Below are 15,577 nucleotides of genomic sequence, written 5' to 3'. Positions count from 1 at the left end.
TTGCGCCCGATTTCGGGCAAGTGAAATGCGAGGACAAGCCATGGACCAAGATGCCGTTATGTCGATTGCGGCGGCGATCGAAAAAATGAAGCCGGATTTTGCGCGTATCAGCGACAGCATCTGGGATTACGCGGAACTGAAATTCGAAGAGACACGCTCCTCTGCCATGCTGTCAAACACGCTCGAGCAAAACGGTTTTGCCGTCCGTCGAGGTGTTGCCGGTATGGATACGGCATTCATCGGTGAGTTTGGCTCTGGAAAGCCGGTGATTGCGCTTCTTGGCGAGTTCGATGCGCTGGCAGGTATGAACCAGACGGCGAATGTTGCTGAACCTTTATCCGAACGCTCTGGCGATACCGGGCATGGCTGCGGCCACAATCTTCTCGGGGTCGGATCGTTGATGGCGGCGATTGCGCTTTCCAAGCACCTGAAGGAGAATGGTTTGACCGGCACTATCCGGTATTACGGCTGCCCAGGAGAAGAGGGCGGCTCGGGTAAAACCTTCATGGTCAGGGCAGGGCTATTCGATGATGTCGATGCCGCGCTTACGTGGCATCCGGCGCCCTTCAACGGTGTCCGCTCCACCAACAACCTCGCGGTTCTTGAGTACTACTACCGCTTCAAGGGTGTCGCCGCCCACGCATCGAATGCTGCACATCTCGGGCGCTCGGCGCTGGATGCCGTGGAGTTGATGAATGTCGGCGTCAATTTTCTACGCGAGCATATGCCGCAGGATTGCCGCGTGCATTATGCGATCACTGACACGGGCGGCAAGGCGGCTAACGTCGTTCAGGCAAAGGCGGAGGTTCTTTATCTCGTTCGGGCGCCCGAGATGTCGCAGGCGCTGGCTCTCGCGCAACGGGTCGACAAGGTCGCGCGCGGTGCGGCTATGATGACGGAAACGGACGTTGAAATCGTCTTCGACACGGCCTCGACAAATCTTCTACCCAACTTAACGCTCGAGAGCGCTATGCATGCCAACATGGTCGCCTTGGGACCGATTGCATTCGATGAAGCAGACATCGCGTTTGCGAAGTCGATCCAGTCGACGTTTTCGGAAGAAGCCATCAAGAGTAGTGTGAAGCTCTATCATATCAGCGGCGATGTGTTCCTGAACGACAAGTTGGATGGGTCGACACCCCTACATAGGGGATTGCGGGAGTTTGAAGGCCACTCTCATTTCCGCGCCGGATCGACGGATGTCGGCGATGTGAGCTGGGTAACGCCGACTGCTCAGTGCTGGACACCGGCATGGGCGATAGGGACCAATCCGCACACGTGGCAAGTGGTTGCGCAGGGCAAGAGCGCTGCAGCCCATAAGGCGATGGCCCATGCAGCCAAAACCTTGGCGGCAACTGGATTGTCTTTGATGACGTCACCTAAGCTGCTTGAGAACGTTAAGATGGAGTGGCGTGAGAAGACCGGCGGCAAAGCCTATGTTTGCCCGATTCCAGACGATGTCATGCCGGGTGCACATCAATAAGAGGCGGGAACTACGCCAACAGAAAAACGGCGCTGGAATGAACATTCCAGCGCCGTTATTGTTTTGCTTTACACTCCCATAGGAGCGCCGATATTAACGAGCCTTCTTAGGCTTCGAAGGAAGAAGGCCTTCACGCTGCAACTGCTTGCGTGCCAACTTTCTCTGACGGCTGACAGCCTCTGCCTTTTCGCGAGCCTTCTTGATGGAAGGCTTTTCAAAAGCTTCACGAAGACGCATCTCGCGGAAAATGCCTTCACGCTGAAGCTTCTTCTTGAGAACGCGCAGCGCCTGGTCAACATTGTTATCGCGAACTAAAACCTGCATATGCCCCTCTTGAGGTCGAATCTAAATGGTGCGCCACCATACTCATTTTGACGCAAAATCCAAGAGCGCCTTCGCGCCAAATGGACTCTTTTCGGATGAATTGTGCCTCTCTTTATCGATCTGCTTCGTGCTCGTCAATAACCGCCATGAATTGCTCGCCATATCTTTCGTATTTGGTGGCTCCAACCCCTGAAATTGCGAGCATTTCCCTTTCAGATCTTGGGCGAGTGGTCGCAAAAGCGATCAGAGTTGTGTCTGGAAAGACCACATACGGCGCAACACCGAGTGATTTCGAGATCGCCATCCGTTCGGCTCTCAATGCCTGGAAGAGCGATTCGTCGTTTTCACTCATACCTGTCCTTGCTGCAGAGGCCGCCGGTTTGCCGCGCTCACGCTTTCGTACGGCGTCAATCGTGTCTCTGCGCAGGATAACGGCGACTTCTTTCTTGAACACTGCGTGCGCCGATGGTTCGAGTTTCAAGGCTCCGAACTCGTCATGGGCTACGCGAATATAGCCGAGAGCAAGAAGTTGCCGGAATACCGACTGCCAAGCGTGGACGGTCAACTCCTTGCCAACCCCAAAGACAGCCAGTTTGTCATGGCCGAATTTCGTGGTTCGTTCAGTGACCTTGCCGAGAAGAACATCGATGACGTGGCCTGTACCGAACCGTTCTCCGGTCCGATAGACAGCCGCGAGTGCCTTGATGGAGGCTTCGCTGCCATCCCAGGTCTCGACCGGGCTATTGCAGGTGTCGCAATTTCCGCAGCGGGCAGGGGCCGCCTCCCCAAAATGGGAGAGGATAGCCTTTCTCCGGCATCCAGCTGTTTCACAGATACCGAGAAGTGAGCTGAGCTTTGCCCTCTCGATACGTTTTATGTCGTCTGTAGCTTCGCCTTCATCGATCATCCTCTGGCGCTGGACGATGTCGTGCATGCCATAGATCATGAAGGCTTCCGATGGCAGCCCGTCACGGCCGGCGCGCCCTGTTTCCTGATAATAGCCTTCGACAGATGAAGGCAGTTCAAGATGCGCGACATAACGGACGTTGGGTTTGTTGATACCCATCCCGAACGCAACAGTGGCAACCAGGCAAAGGTCTTCTTCCATACGGAAGGCATCTTGATTATCGGCTTTGACCTGCGGGTCCATTCCTGCGTGATAGGCACGCGCCTTGATGCCGTGGTCATTCAGCCATGAGGCTGTCTCTTCGACTTTGCGGCGTGACAGGCAGTAGACGATGCCGCTCGACCCTTCATGGCGCTGAAGGAACCTTAGAAGCTGTGTGCGGGCATTGTCCCGCTCTGCGATGTGATAGCTGATATTGGGGCGGTCGAAGCTGTCGACGAAAATGGTCGCGTCATCGAGATCGAGCTGACGTATAATGTCATCGCGGGTATGTGGATCGGCTGTTGCCGTCAGGGCGATGCGAGGCACGCCGGGATACAGCTCCTTCAGCCTTCCAAGCCCGAGGTAATCCTTGCGGAAATTGTGTCCCCAACTGCTGACACAGTGGCATTCATCAATGGCAATCAGTGAAATTGCGACGTTACCAAACAGGTCTGCGAAGCCCGGTAGCACCACCCGTTCAGGCGTCACGTAGATGAGCTTCAGTTTTCCGGCCCGAAGCTTGGCTCTGACTTCGCGCGCTTCCTCTTCCGATTGCTGGGACCAGAGACAATCTGCCTCAACGCCCAGAGCCTTCAATTCTTCCACCTGGTCTTTCATCAAGGCGATCAGGGGAGAGATCACAACCGTGACGCCGGGAAGGCATACGGCGGGAAGCTGGAAGCAGAGGGATTTGCCCTTGCCGGTCGGGAAAAGGACCATGGCATCATTGCCACTCATGATATGCGCGATGACGTCTTCCTGCTTGCCGCGAAAATCCTGGTAGCCCCAGATACGCCTGAGTGCGTCGAGGGGTTTTTCTATCGCGTTGCGGTCGAAAAGCGCTTGTGTGGCGGACTGGTATATTGATGCGGGCATGTTCAGATCTTGCCGTCGGTCGTGTTCGGGTGGGGATGCATTTTTCATTGTCTATCACGATTCGTTCTCTCGATCGGTGGGTCGAAAGGAGCGTGTGCGCGGTGTGGCGACACCAGTGCTACGGCGCCCTTGCGATCAGGTGGTCGCCATGAGCGGAGCCCCAACAAAACGTGACCGTATACTCACCAAGAAAAGATTGACGTTTGGTCTAAAAATAGAATAAATATACCGTACATCAGTTAAATCGGTTTCATTATTCCGTTTTTTGATGTGAGGAGGAGCGGCGAACTCGAGTTCGCTTCCGGCTGGGAGAGGTGGCGCCGGACACTGAGGAGGAGAAAACCACAATGAGAAAGCTTATTATCAGCGCGGCTATGTCGTTGCTGCTCGGTACCGCGGCGCATGCCGAAACCGTTGGTGTTTCGATGGCTCTGTTCGACGACAACTTCCTGACGGTTCTGCGCAACGGCATGCAGGACTATGCGAAGGGAATGAACGGCGTGACCTTGCAGGTGGAGGATGCACAGAACGACGTGGCCAAGCAGCAGAGCCAGATCCAGAACTTCATTGCGTCGAAAGTCGATGCAATCATCGTCAATCCCGTCGACACTGATGCGACCGCTGCCATGTCGAAGCTGGCAGCTGAAGCCAAAATTCCGCTCGTCTATGTCAACCGCCAGCCAGTGAATGTTGACAGCCTTCCTGACGGACAGGCTTTCGTCGCCTCCGAAGAGGTTGTTGCCGGAACGCTGGAAACAAAGGAAGTTTGCCGCCTTCTTGGTGGGAAAGGCAAAGCTGTCGTCATGATGGGCGAGCTTTCCAACCAGGGTGCGCGCATGCGTACGCAGGCCGTGCATGACGTTGTGAAGACCGATGAATGCAAGGGCATCGAGATCGTCGAGGAGCAAACAGCAAACTGGCAGCGCACACAGGGTGCGGACCTTGTGACGAACTGGCTCTCCAGCGGCATCGAATTCAATGCTGTGATCGCCAATAACGATGAAATGGCGATTGGGGCCATTCAGGCCCTCAAGGCTGCGGGCAAGGACATGAAGGATTATGTCGTTGCCGGCGTGGATGCGACCCAGGATGCTCTCGCCGCCATGCAGGCCGGTGACCTTGACGTCTCGGTTTTCCAGGACGCAGCCGGGCAGGGCAAGGGCGCTCTTGATGCCGCCCTCAAACTTGCCAAGGGCGATAAGGTGGAAAAGAAGGTCTATATTCCTTTCCAGCTCGTGACGCCTGAAAACGTCAAGGACTACGTGGCTAAGAACTAAAACCTCCCGGGAGGAAGGGGTCGTTAATCGTTTCCCCTTCCTCTGATAAATTCCTTGTCTTGTGGAGGATGAGATGGTCGTCAGTCCGTCTACGATGGCCGCTGTGCGCGCCAGCGGTGCCATACCGAATGCCGAATTTCTTCTTGCGGCGGAAGGTGTCCGAAAAGAGTTTCCGGGCGTGATTGCGCTCGATGATGTGTCGTTCCGTCTCAAACGAGGAAGTGTCCACGCGCTGATGGGAGAAAACGGCGCGGGCAAGTCCACGCTGATGAAAATTCTCTCCGGTATTTATCAGCCCGATGAAGGTGAAATCCGCCTGAAAGGTGCTCCGATCCGGCTGGATTCCCCACTCGACGCGCTCGAGAACGGCATCGCCATGATCCATCAGGAACTTAACCTGATGGCCTATATGACAGTTGCGGAGAACATCTGGATTCGCCGCGAACCGAAGAACCGCCTCGGCTTCATCGATCACGGTGAAATGTATCGCCGCACGGAGGCCCTTCTGGAGCGGTTGGGGATCGATATCGATCCAGAAACTCCGGTTAAGGAGCTCTCTGTCGCCAGCCGCCAGATGGTGGAAATTGCCAAGGCCGTCTCCTACGATTCCGATGTTCTCATCATGGATGAACCGACCTCGGCTCTGACAGAGCGCGAAGTGGAACATCTGTTCCGGATCATCCGTGACCTGCGCGAACGTGGCATAGGCATCGTCTACATAACCCATAAGATGAACGAGCTGTTCGAGATTGCCGATGAATTTTCGGTTTTTCGCGATGGCAAATACATTGGGACGCATGCGTCGACCGACGTTACCCGTGATGACATCATCCGCATGATGGTCGGGCGCGAGATAACGCAAATGTTCCCGAAGGAAGACGTGCCGATCGGTGAGGTCGTGCTGTCTGTAAAGAACCTCAGCCTGGACGGCGTGTTCCAGGATGTTTCCTTCGACGTCCGGGCCGGCGAAATTCTCGGTGTTGCAGGCCTGGTCGGCTCTGGCCGCTCGAACGTGGCGGAGACCGTTTTTGGTGTTACGCCTGCCTCATCCGGCAAGGTTGAGATCGATGGAAAGCCCGTGGCGATCACAAGCCCGACGGAGGCAATTCGCAACCGCATGGCGTTTTTGACGGAGGACCGCAAGGACACTGGCTGCCTTCTGATCCTCGACATACTCGAAAACATGCAGATCGCTGTTCTGCAGGACAAATTCGTCAGCAACGGATTTGTGCAGGAAAAAGGGCTTTCCGACGCCTGCGAGGATATGTGCCGCAAATTGCGCGTTAAAACCCCCAATTTGCAGGAGCGGATCGAAAATCTGTCGGGCGGCAATCAGCAGAAGGTGCTTATCGGTCGCTGGATGTTGACCAATCCGCGCATCCTGATCCTCGATGAGCCAACACGCGGGATCGATGTCGGTGCCAAAGCGGAAATTCACAAGCTGGTGTGCGAAATGGCCCGTCGCGGTGTCGCGGTGATCATGATCTCGTCGGAAATGCCTGAAGTTCTGGGCATGAGTGACCGCATCATGGTCATGCATGAAGGCCGGGTTACAGGGTTTCTCGAAAGAAGCGAAGCCACGCAGGTCAAGGTTATGGATCTTGCATCGCGTTAAGGCGGGGCGAGATTTTTGGGAGGATAACTGATGAATACCAACATCGCGGCAAAGAGCGAGCAAGACGTCAAATCGGGGCGTAAGCCGCATCGTCGCATGCCACCGGAAGCCAATATTTTCTTCGTTCTGATCGGCATAGCTCTCGTGTATGAGATACTTGGCTGGATTTTGATCGGTCAGAGCTTTTTGATGAACCAGCAGCGACTGACGATCATGATCCTGCAGGTCTCTGTTATCGGCATCATCGCTGTCGGAGTAACGCAGGTCATTATCACGGGGGGCATTGATCTCTCCTCGGGTTCGGTCGTGGGCATGACAGCAATGCTGTCAGCAAGCGTCGGTCAATCGTCGACCTGGCCGCGGGCGCTTTATCCCGGACTGACCGACCTGCCATTTGTCATTCCTCTCGCTGTTGGCATTCTCGCTGGCATGCTGGCGGGTTTCATCAACGGACAGCTCATTGCCAGAACGAAAATTCCGCCATTCATCGCAACGCTCGGCATGATGGTGACGGCGCGCGGTATTTCGAAGTGGTACACGAAAGGACAGCCTATTTCGGGCCTGACTGATGGGTTTAACTTCATCGGTTCCGGTATCTGGCCAGTTGTCGTATTCCTGACCGTTGCCGTGATCTTCCACATCGCGCTTCGTTATACCCGCTACGGCAAGTTCACCTACGCGATCGGTGCCAACCAGCAGGCGGCGCGTGTTTCCGGTATCAATATCGAAGCGCATCTCATAAAGGTCTATGCCATTGCAGGCATGCTGGCAGGGCTTGCCGGCGTCGTTACGGCGGCCCGCGCGCAAACCGCTCAAGCCGGAATGGGCGTGATGTATGAGCTTGATGCGATTGCGGCGGCCGTTATTGGCGGCACATCGCTTGCAGGAGGCGCCGGCCGTATCACCGGCACGGTGATTGGAACGATCATTCTTGGCGTCATGACCTCGGGTTTCACGTTCCTGCGTGTCGATGCCTATTATCAGGAGATCGTCAAAGGCCTCATCATTGTCGCAGCGGTTGTCGCCGACGTTTACCGTCAGAAGAAGCGCGCAAAACGCTAGTCTTTCCTCCCAGACCTGGGGCAGGAGCGATCCTGCCGATTTTTTTGGAAAAGCTCATGACATCTCTCCGCTTTGCGCTGAACCACATGGTCGCGCCACAGAAATCTGCCGAAGCGTTCTTCGATCTCGCCAGACAGCTCGGTATTAAAGCTGTCGAAATCCGCAACGATCTCGCAGGCAATGCCATCATTGATGGAACGCCAGCGAAAAGAATACGGGATATCGCAGCTTCGGCCGAAATCTCGATCCTGTCGATCAACGCGCTTCAACGGTTCAATGAGTGGTCTTCTGAACGGGATAAGGAAGCCCGTGAGCTTGTATCTTATGCGCGGGATTGCGGTGCAGCAGGACTTGTCCTCGTACCGGTCAATGACGGGTCCGGTTGTGGAGACGGTGCGCGTCAGGCGAACTTGCGCCGTGCGCTCAAGGAACTGTTGCCGATTCTGGCTGATGCGGGAATTGTCGGCCTGGTCGAGCCGCTCGGTTTTGCCATTTGCTCACTGCGTTCGAAGCGTGAAGCTGTCGAAGCGATTGCGGATATTGGCGCAGACAGCACTTTCCGCCTCGTCCATGATACGTTCCATCATCACCTCGCCGGTGAACCGGAGTTCTTTGCCGACAGAACAGGCCTGGTGCATATCTCTGGAGTTACAGACGCAAAAGTGCCGGTCGCCGACATGCTGGATGCGCACCGCGTGCTGGTCGATGAAAACGACAGGCTTGGCAATATCGAGCAGCTCAAGACCCTTGTCTCCCACGGCTACAGAGGCTTCTTTTCCTTCGAGCCCTTTGCTGCAACGGTTCATTCGCTTGATGATCCGCGCGCAGCACTGATGGCGTCCCTATCACATATCACCGGTGCATCTGACGGAGCACGCTAGTGTTTAAAGGTCTCTGCGACTGGCGCGATGCCAGTCGCAGGGGCGCCTCGCCGATACTATTCGTGGACCTCGTTCACGGTCACCCAACGCTGCTCTGCGAACGAACGTGCCATCGCGTGGATGCTCCGTTCGATGCGAAGGCCGTTCTCGAAATCAATGATGTGTGCGTTCTGTCCCCCGATTGCCGCCAGCAGTTCACGGCATTCGATAACCTTGAGGTCGTTGAAGCCGAGGCCATGGCCGGGCGCCGGGATAAACCGGTCATAGGGCTTGTGATGCGGTGCCGTCAGCACGGTTCTGAAACCTTGCTCTTCCGGTCGGCCGTCGGTGGTATAAAGTTGGAATTCGTTCATCCGCTCCTGATCGTAGAGAATGGAGCCGGTTGACCCAAAAATCTGGATGGCAATGCGCCCCTTTCGTCCCCAAGCGGAGCGGTTGGCCATCAGGACGGCGGAAATATCGCCCTCCAGTTTCAGCAGCACACTGGCAAGATCGTGGGTTTCGACAGCCCGCGTGCCACCGCTTGCGAGTGGCCGCGTCGCGTAGGGTTTCACCATGTCTGCGATCGCGCTTTCGACGTGGCCGAATAGGGCGTAGAGCAGTGAAAGCGGATGAACTGCAAAATCGTCCAATGCGCCGTAACCGGATGATGCCTCGCTCTTCCAATAGAACGGTGCGGTGGCATCGGCCATGAAATCCTCATCCATCTCCGCACGTACGTGGTAGACCGTGCCGATTGCCCCTTCATCGATCAGGCGGCGCATGTGCCTCACCACCGGGTTCTGGATGTAGTTGTAGCCCATGGCTGCCGTCTTGCCCGAGGTTCGTGCTGCATCGCGCATCTTGACCGCGTCTTGAAACGCCGGTGCCATTGGTTTTTCGCACCAGACGTGTTTGCCAGCCTCAAGGGCGGCAATTGCCATTTCCGGGTGAAACGCATTCGGCGTGGTCACCGAGATCGCATCGATATCGGGATCGGACAAAAGATCGCGCCAGTTTGCCGTCGATCGGGAAAACCCGAATTCCTGTGCTTTTTGACGAGCCAGTTCCGGATTTATCTCGGCGAGGGTAACGAGCCTCGGTCGTTCGACGTCTCCAAAAACGCTGGCGACATTGTTCCAGGCAAGTGCGTGGCATTTGCCCATATAGCCGGTGCCGATGAGGCCCACACCCAAAGCGGCCATCGTTTCCTCCTCCAGAAATCGTGAATGCTTGTCCGACGCGATCAGGGGTTGTCGCGCTTGAAAATCCAGTCATGGTCAGGATGGTTCTTGAAGCGCCATTTGCGCATCGGGCCTGCCATGACATTCAGGTAATACATCTCGTAACCATAAGGCGCGCCGCAAGGGTGATGCCCCTTGGGAACGAGTACGACATCGCCATCCGCAACGGCCATGGTTTCGTCCAGCGATCCATCTTCAGTGAAGACGCGTTGGAAACCGAAACCCTGTGACGGGTTCAGCCGGTGATAATAGGTTTCTTCCAGATAGGTCATATCGGGGAAGTTATCCTCGTCGTGACGATGAGGGGGGTAAGACGACCAGTTTCCAGACGGCGTGAAGACTTCTGTCACAAGCAGGCTATCAGCGACATCTCGCTCTTCCATGGCGATCGGGAAAATATAACGTGTGTTTGCGCCTTTGCCACGTTCGGTCAACGCCACGCCAGCCGGACCGATCTGCTGTGCTTCACGGGTACCAGCATCAGCCGGAGCAGTGCATACGCCGACCGTGCAGTTCGTGGTCGCTTCAAGTGACCATTCGGACCCGGCAGGGACATAGACGCAATGGGGTGGCTTGCGTTCAAAGACGTTCATCCGGTCACCGAGTTCGCCGAAATCCTTGCCACCCGCTGAGATTTTTGCCTTTCCTTCGACGAGAACAAGAATGACTTCCGTATTTCCGGTCTTTTCCGCTGCTGTTTCGCCCGGACCCAAATGATAGAGGCCGAAGCCGACATAACCCCATTCCGCGCTTTGGGGCGTGATGTCATGCACCTTGCCGGTCTTCGCCACCGGCTTGCGCAGAAGTGAGGTCATGGTGTTTCTCCCTATATTTTGAGCATACGTCGAAGGGCATATAACGGCCTTCGTCTATCGGAGGGATGTGGAGAGCGGAAAGAGCTCGGACAATCTTTCCGCTGTCCTTGCTGCTTCAGGCGGCAGCCGCTTTGTCCAGCCCTGCTTCCTTAGCAAATGACTTCAAGGATTTCAGGCCAAGGCTCTGATATTCGAAGGGATTGCGGACATCCGGATCCTGTTCCGCTTCGATCACCAGCCAGCCGCTGTAACCATGCTCGGCCGCGACTCTAAGCACTGGCGGGAAATCGACACCGCCTTCGCTGTCGCCTGGAACGGTAAACACGCCACGCCGGACACCTTCAAGGAACGAGAGGCGTTCGCTGCGAACCTGTTCAGCGATAGCGGGCCGCACGTTCTTGGCATGGATGTGGCCGACGCGGTTCATGTATTTCTTCGCAACACGAACCGGATCCCCGCCACCAAACAGGCAGTGGCCGGTGTCGAGCAGCAGACGCGTCTTCGGGCCGGTGTGTTTCATCAAGAGATCGATCTCTTCCTCGCTCTCGACGACGGTTCCCATATGGTGGTGATAGACGAGTGTGATGCCCTGCTCAGATGCATGGGCGGCAAGCGCCTCTACGCCCGCGCCGAATGAAGCCCAGTCGCTTTCCTTCAGCCGTGGACGGTCAACGAGCGGCGTTTCATCGTTACCGTGGATGGCGTTGGAGGTCTCGCACACAATGATGACTTTCGAACCCATGGCTTTGAGCAAATCGAGCGCAGGCTGCATAGCCTTCTTCTCGGTCTCGATATCATCCGTCAGAAGATTGAGTGAATGCCAGCCGGAGACATAGGACAGGCCCCTTGGAGAAAGCACTGCGTTCAGTCCCTCCGGGTCCTGGGGGAACTTGTGGCCTTTCTCGATACCGTCGAAGCCGATCTTCGCTGTCTCGTTCAGGCATTGATCAAGGCTGATGTGCGCGCCGAGCGTGCGGTCGTCATCATTGGACCAGGCGATCGGGTTCGTTCCGTAACGGATCATCTTACTGTCTTTCCTTCAATGCGGATTCATAACGAGTGCGTGCGTCACTGACTTCCTGGCGCTTGGATACTTCCGGAACGGCCACATCCCACCAATAGCCGCCAGCTTCAGGTGTTGGGTAAGGATCGGTGTCGATGACGATGACCGTCGTGCGCGCCGAAGCGCGGGCGGCGTCCAGTGCCGTTTCCAGCTCTGCGATGGTCGAAACCTTCTTGGCATCCGCGCCCATGGCGCCGGCATGCGCGGCGAAATCGATGGCAATCGGGTTGACGTTGGTATGGGCGTAAAGGTTGTTGAACTCTGCACCACCGGTGCCCATCTGCAGCCGGTTGATGCAGCCGTAGCCCCGGTTGTCGGTGATAACGAGCGTGATCTTCATGCCCATCGCGACAGCGGTCGCAAGCTCAGAGTTCATCATCATGTAGGAGCCGTCACCAACCATGACGATGACGTCGCGATCCGGCTCCGCCATCTTGATGCCGAGGCCACCAGCGACCTCATATCCCATGCACGAAAAGCCGTACTCCATGTGATAGGACAGTGGCAGCTTTGATTTCCACAGCTGGTGGAGTTCGCCCGGCATGGTTCCGGCCGCGCACATGACGACTGTGTTATCACGAGAGGCTCGCTGCACCGCGCCGATCACCTGCATGTCGGTTGGCAGGCTGTTTGCATCACCTGGAGGGTTCGTAAAGCTGTCGGCCTTCTGGAACCACGATGCCTTGAGCTTGGCGTCGGGAGAGGCAAAACGATGATCTCCAAGGGCTTCTGACAGCTTTTCAAGTCCAATCTTTGCGTCAGCCGTCAGGCCGATCGCACCGTGTTTGGCGCTATCATAGGGCTGGACGTTGAGCGCCAGGATCTTTCGGTTCGGGTTTTTGAAGAGTGCCCAAGACCCCGTCGTGAAATCCTGGAAGCGGGTGCCCACGCCAAACACCAGATCGGCCTTTTCGCTGACGATATTGGCACATTCCGCACCTGTCACACCGACAGGGCCGAAGTTCAGGTCATGATCCCAAGCGAGCGCGGACTTGCCCGCCTGTGTTTCCACGACCGGGATGGAATGTTTTTCCGCAAATGCCTTCAGGGCGCCTGTCGCGCCGGAAAAATGAACGCCGCCACCGGCAACGATGACGGGGTTCTTGGCAGCCTTCAACGCAGCGAGCGCATTGTCGAATTCTGTCGCATCGGGTTCGGGCCGGCGTTGGCGCCAGACGCGTTTTTCAAAGAAGCTTTCGGGATAATCGTAGGCTTCCGCCTGGACATCCTGGCAGAACGCAAGGGTGACCGGACCGCAATCTGCTGGGTCCGTCATCGTTCGCATGGCGCGGGGAAGGGCGGTCAGCAATTGTTCGGGGCGCACGATGCGATCAAAGTATCGGCTCACCGGGCGGAAGCAGTCATTGACCGTCATCGTGCCATCGCCAAAATCTTCGATCTGCTGCAGCACCGGATCGGGTCCGCGATTGGCAAAGACGTCACCGGGGATCAACAGAACCGGCAGACGGTTCACATGGGCCAGTGCGGCTGCCGTGACCATGTTGGTTGCGCCGGGGCCAATCGACGATGTTACCGCCATGGCGCGCCGGCGGCGCAGTTGCTTGGAATAGGCGATTGCCGCATGCGCCATCGACTGTTCGTTCTGGCCGCGATAGGTCGGCAATTCATCTTTAATGCCGTATAGCGCTTCGCCGATACCAGCGACATTGCCGTGGCCGAATATGGCCCAGACACCGGCAATGTAGGTTTCTCCGTGTTCATTCATCTGCGCGGCAAGGTAACGAACCATCGCCTGCGCAGCCGTCAATCTTACTGTTTTCACGCTGCCTCTCCCTTTTTGGCGCGCGCCTCATCCCAAATGCGACACAGGCTGCTGTAGCGTTGTGCCATGTCCTTGATTGCCTCGGCATCTGTCATTTTGCCGCCGAGCCACGCACGGGCAGCCTCCGCAAAGATCGTACGTCCCACCGCAAATCCCTTGACCAGATCAAAGCCGGCCGCGAGACGGAAACTTTCCTCCAGTTCGCTCTGTGGGGCATCCAGACCGAGAACAACAATACCTCGGACATAAGGATCGTTGCGTCGGACCGCATCGCAGGCATTTTTCCAGGCCGCCTCGGTTTTCATCGGCTCCAGTTTCCACCAGTCCGGGTAGACCCCGATTTCGTAGAAGCGATCGATGATGCGGGCCGCTGTCGTGTCATCGGTCGGATTGACCTTCGATGGAATGATCTCCAGCAGCATTTCCAGCCGGTTGCGACGGGCGGCTTGGAACAGGCGAGTGACGGTCTGCTCCTGCTCGCTGCGCATTTCGTCTGTGTCGTCGGGATGATAGAAGCACAGTACCTTGACGACATTTTCCACCGGCCATTCCGCTAGGCCGCCGTAGTCCGCCCCCAGTGCCGGTTCCAGTGTCAGAGGGCGCGATCCTGGCCATTCAACAGGTCTGCCAATCCATAGGCCAGATCCGCTTGCCTCATAGAGAGCGTCCCGTCCAAGCCGGCCGTCGCAGAGAATGCCGTACCCGTCTTCGTTTCCCGCAACCTGGCGAGTTGCTGCCAGGCAGAGTTTCTTGAAGTCACCGATGCGGCTATGGTCCACACCGAGTTCGTCTGCCATCGCCTCCAACTGCATGCGATGATCGAAAGCAAAGACACGCATCGTGTTCCAGTCGCCCTTGCGGTTGGTCGACCAGTGCACCTGCTCCAAAGCTTCATCCTTGCGCAGCGCCTTGTTTCGAATGCCGGTGCGGAAGAAATATTGCAGCTCTTCCCAACTCGGATAGGCTGGGGTGCAGCCGTGGCGGGAGACCGCAAATGCGCCGCAGGCATTGGCAAATTTCAGCGTTGTCGGCCAATCCTCGCCTCTGAGCCATCCCCGGAAAAGCCCGGCCATGAAGCCATCGCCTGCACCAAGGACGTTGAACACTTCAATCGGAAAACCTTCACCGGATTCACCGTGATCGAGATTGTCTGGTATCGCACCGGTAAAGACCACAGCTCCCATCGGTCCGCGCTTGCAGACCAGGGTTGCCTTGGAGACCGCGCGAACAGCTCTCAGAGCCGCCAATGTATCGGTCGAGCCGCCGGCGATATGGAATTCTTCTTCCGTTCCGACGATCAGGTCGAAGAGGTGCAGGGTTGATTGGAGTTTGGCGGTTACCTTCTCTGACTCGACAAAACGGCTTTCACCATCGCCGTGACCTGCAACACCCCAGAGATTGGGTCGGTAGTCGATGTCGAGTGCGGTCTTGGCGCCATTTTCGCGGGCGAGCGTGAGAGCCTTGAGGACGGCTGCTTCGGTTTTGGGATGCGACAAATGGGTTCCTGTCGCACATACACAGGCAGCTTCTGCAATAAATGCCGGGTCAATGTCGTCTTCGCAAAGCGCCATGTCAGCACAGTTTTCGCGATAGAAAATCAAAGGGAACTGGTTTTGGTCGCGGATACCCAGGAGAACGAGGGCGGTCAGCCTTTCAGCGTCAGTCTTGACACCACGGACATCGACGCCTTCACGGACGAGCTGTTCGCGGATAAATCGGCCCATGTGCTCATCGCCAACACGCGTGATGACGGCACTGTTGAGGCCAAGCCGTGCGGCGCCGGCTGCAATATTGGTCGGCGAACCACCGATATATTTGTTGAAGGAGGCCATGTCCTCCAGACGTCCGCCCACCTGTGCGCCGTAAAGGTCGACAGAAGAACGCCCAATCGTAATGAGATCGAGTTTTTTCAAAAGGCTCCTCCTTGGCGGCTGAGAACTAGGCCGCCGTTCTCAGATGAGCCTCCTCTGCTCACCTGTCTTTTCCGCCAGGATCTGGCGCTTTGACAAAACGGCTGGCTTAGAATGCCGTTTCATTAATTTGGAGCATAAATTCTATTTTCTGTGT

General features: G+C 56.5%; 12 protein-coding genes. 5 read left to right on the top strand and 7 right to left on the bottom strand.

Translation table 11 applies throughout. The features are described from left to right. The first annotated feature begins 40 nt into the window (after positions 1-40). Positions 41-1,483 (top strand): M20 family metallopeptidase, encoded by a 1,443-nt coding sequence (locus HWX89_RS24055; RefSeq protein ID WP_138792833.1) that lies wholly within the window; start codon positions 41-43, stop codon positions 1,481-1,483. A 93-nt stretch (positions 1,484-1,576) separates the two neighbouring features. Here the strand turns inward: HWX89_RS24055 and rpsU are convergent, their stop codons facing one another. Together rpsU and recQ are read right to left on the bottom strand one after the other, a co-directional pair. After that, a complete protein-coding gene (gene rpsU / locus HWX89_RS24050; protein ID WP_138792832.1) occupies positions 1,577-1,807 on the bottom strand; it encodes a 30S ribosomal protein S21 in 231 nt (76 codons plus the stop codon). 112 nt (positions 1,808-1,919) lie between these two features. Continuing rightward, a complete protein-coding gene (gene recQ / locus HWX89_RS24045) occupies positions 1,920-3,791 on the bottom strand; it encodes a DNA helicase RecQ (RefSeq protein WP_138792831.1) in 1,872 nt (623 codons plus the stop codon). A gap of 347 nt (positions 3,792-4,138) precedes the next feature. On the opposite strand from recQ, the gene HWX89_RS24040 reads away from it, so the two are divergent. From HWX89_RS24040 to HWX89_RS24025, 4 genes are all read left to right on the top strand, one after another. Continuing rightward, complete coding sequence (locus HWX89_RS24040) at positions 4,139-5,068, top strand: sugar ABC transporter substrate-binding protein (protein WP_138792830.1); 930 nt, start codon at positions 4,139-4,141, stop codon at positions 5,066-5,068. A 73-nt stretch (positions 5,069-5,141) separates the two neighbouring features. Beyond that, entirely contained in the window at positions 5,142-6,683 is a 1,542-nt protein-coding gene (locus tag HWX89_RS24035; protein WP_138792829.1) for a sugar ABC transporter ATP-binding protein, read from the top strand. 30 nt (positions 6,684-6,713) lie between these two features. Continuing rightward, positions 6,714-7,745 (top strand): ABC transporter permease, encoded by a 1,032-nt coding sequence (locus HWX89_RS24030; RefSeq protein ID WP_138792828.1) that lies wholly within the window; start codon positions 6,714-6,716, stop codon positions 7,743-7,745. A gap of 56 nt (positions 7,746-7,801) precedes the next feature. Then, entirely contained in the window at positions 7,802-8,626 is an 825-nt protein-coding gene (locus HWX89_RS24025) for a TIM barrel protein (protein WP_138792827.1), read from the top strand. A gap of 56 nt (positions 8,627-8,682) precedes the next feature. Here HWX89_RS24025 and HWX89_RS24020 read toward each other — a convergent pair whose 3' ends face one another. The 5 genes from HWX89_RS24020 to HWX89_RS24000 all read right to left on the bottom strand — a co-directional run bounded on the left by HWX89_RS24020 (position 8,683) and on the right by HWX89_RS24000 (position 15,423). Next, positions 8,683-9,810 (bottom strand): Gfo/Idh/MocA family protein, encoded by a 1,128-nt coding sequence (locus tag HWX89_RS24020; RefSeq protein WP_138792826.1) that lies wholly within the window; start codon positions 9,808-9,810, stop codon positions 8,683-8,685. A gap of 41 nt (positions 9,811-9,851) precedes the next feature. After that, positions 9,852-10,664 (bottom strand): 5-deoxy-glucuronate isomerase, encoded by an 813-nt coding sequence (iolB, locus tag HWX89_RS24015; protein ID WP_138792825.1) that lies wholly within the window; start codon positions 10,662-10,664, stop codon positions 9,852-9,854. Between the two features lie 115 nt (positions 10,665-10,779). Next, complete coding sequence (iolE, locus tag HWX89_RS24010; RefSeq protein ID WP_138792824.1) at positions 10,780-11,688, bottom strand: myo-inosose-2 dehydratase; 909 nt, start codon at positions 11,686-11,688, stop codon at positions 10,780-10,782. A gap of 1 nt (position 11,689) precedes the next feature. Further along, on the bottom strand, positions 11,690-13,510 hold the full coding sequence (gene iolD, locus HWX89_RS24005) for a 3D-(3,5/4)-trihydroxycyclohexane-1,2-dione acylhydrolase (decyclizing) (protein ID WP_138792823.1): 1,821 nt from the start codon (positions 13,508-13,510) through the stop codon (positions 11,690-11,692). Beyond that, the gene (locus tag HWX89_RS24000) at positions 13,507-15,423 is read right to left on the bottom strand and encodes a bifunctional 5-dehydro-2-deoxygluconokinase/5-dehydro-2-deoxyphosphogluconate aldolase (protein ID WP_138792822.1); all 1,917 of its coding nucleotides are present in this window, start codon (positions 15,421-15,423) and stop codon (positions 13,507-13,509) included. The genes iolD and HWX89_RS24000 overlap by 4 nt, the downstream gene beginning before the upstream one ends. Positions 15,424-15,577: the final 154 nt, after the last annotated feature.

The organism is Rhizobium sp. RM, from assembly GCF_013390595.1.
In the GTDB taxonomy this organism is placed as follows: domain Bacteria; phylum Pseudomonadota; class Alphaproteobacteria; order Rhizobiales; family Rhizobiaceae; genus Agrobacterium.
Note: the sequence above shows the minus strand (reverse complement) of the source record. Positions and strands in the feature narration are given on the sequence as shown.

Excerpts from the sequence above, each read along its gene's own strand:
- HWX89_RS24055 (WP_138792833.1), top strand. The coding sequence starts at position 41 with ATGGACCAAGATGCCGTTATGTCGATTGCGGCGGCGATCGAAAAAATG.
- rpsU (WP_138792832.1), bottom strand. The coding sequence starts at position 1,807 with ATGCAGGTTTTAGTTCGCGATAACAATGTTGACCAGGCGCTGCGCGTT.
- recQ (WP_138792831.1), bottom strand. The coding sequence starts at position 3,791 with ATGCCCGCATCAATATACCAGTCCGCCACACAAGCGCTTTTCGACCGC.
- HWX89_RS24040 (WP_138792830.1), top strand. The coding sequence starts at position 4,139 with ATGAGAAAGCTTATTATCAGCGCGGCTATGTCGTTGCTGCTCGGTACC.
- HWX89_RS24035 (WP_138792829.1), top strand. The coding sequence starts at position 5,142 with ATGGTCGTCAGTCCGTCTACGATGGCCGCTGTGCGCGCCAGCGGTGCC.
- HWX89_RS24030 (WP_138792828.1), top strand. The coding sequence starts at position 6,714 with ATGAATACCAACATCGCGGCAAAGAGCGAGCAAGACGTCAAATCGGGG.
- HWX89_RS24025 (WP_138792827.1), top strand. The coding sequence starts at position 7,802 with ATGACATCTCTCCGCTTTGCGCTGAACCACATGGTCGCGCCACAGAAA.
- HWX89_RS24020 (WP_138792826.1), bottom strand. The coding sequence starts at position 9,810 with ATGGCCGCTTTGGGTGTGGGCCTCATCGGCACCGGCTATATGGGCAAA.
- iolB (WP_138792825.1), bottom strand. The coding sequence starts at position 10,664 with ATGACCTCACTTCTGCGCAAGCCGGTGGCGAAGACCGGCAAGGTGCAT.
- iolE (WP_138792824.1), bottom strand. The coding sequence starts at position 11,688 with ATGATCCGTTACGGAACGAACCCGATCGCCTGGTCCAATGATGACGAC.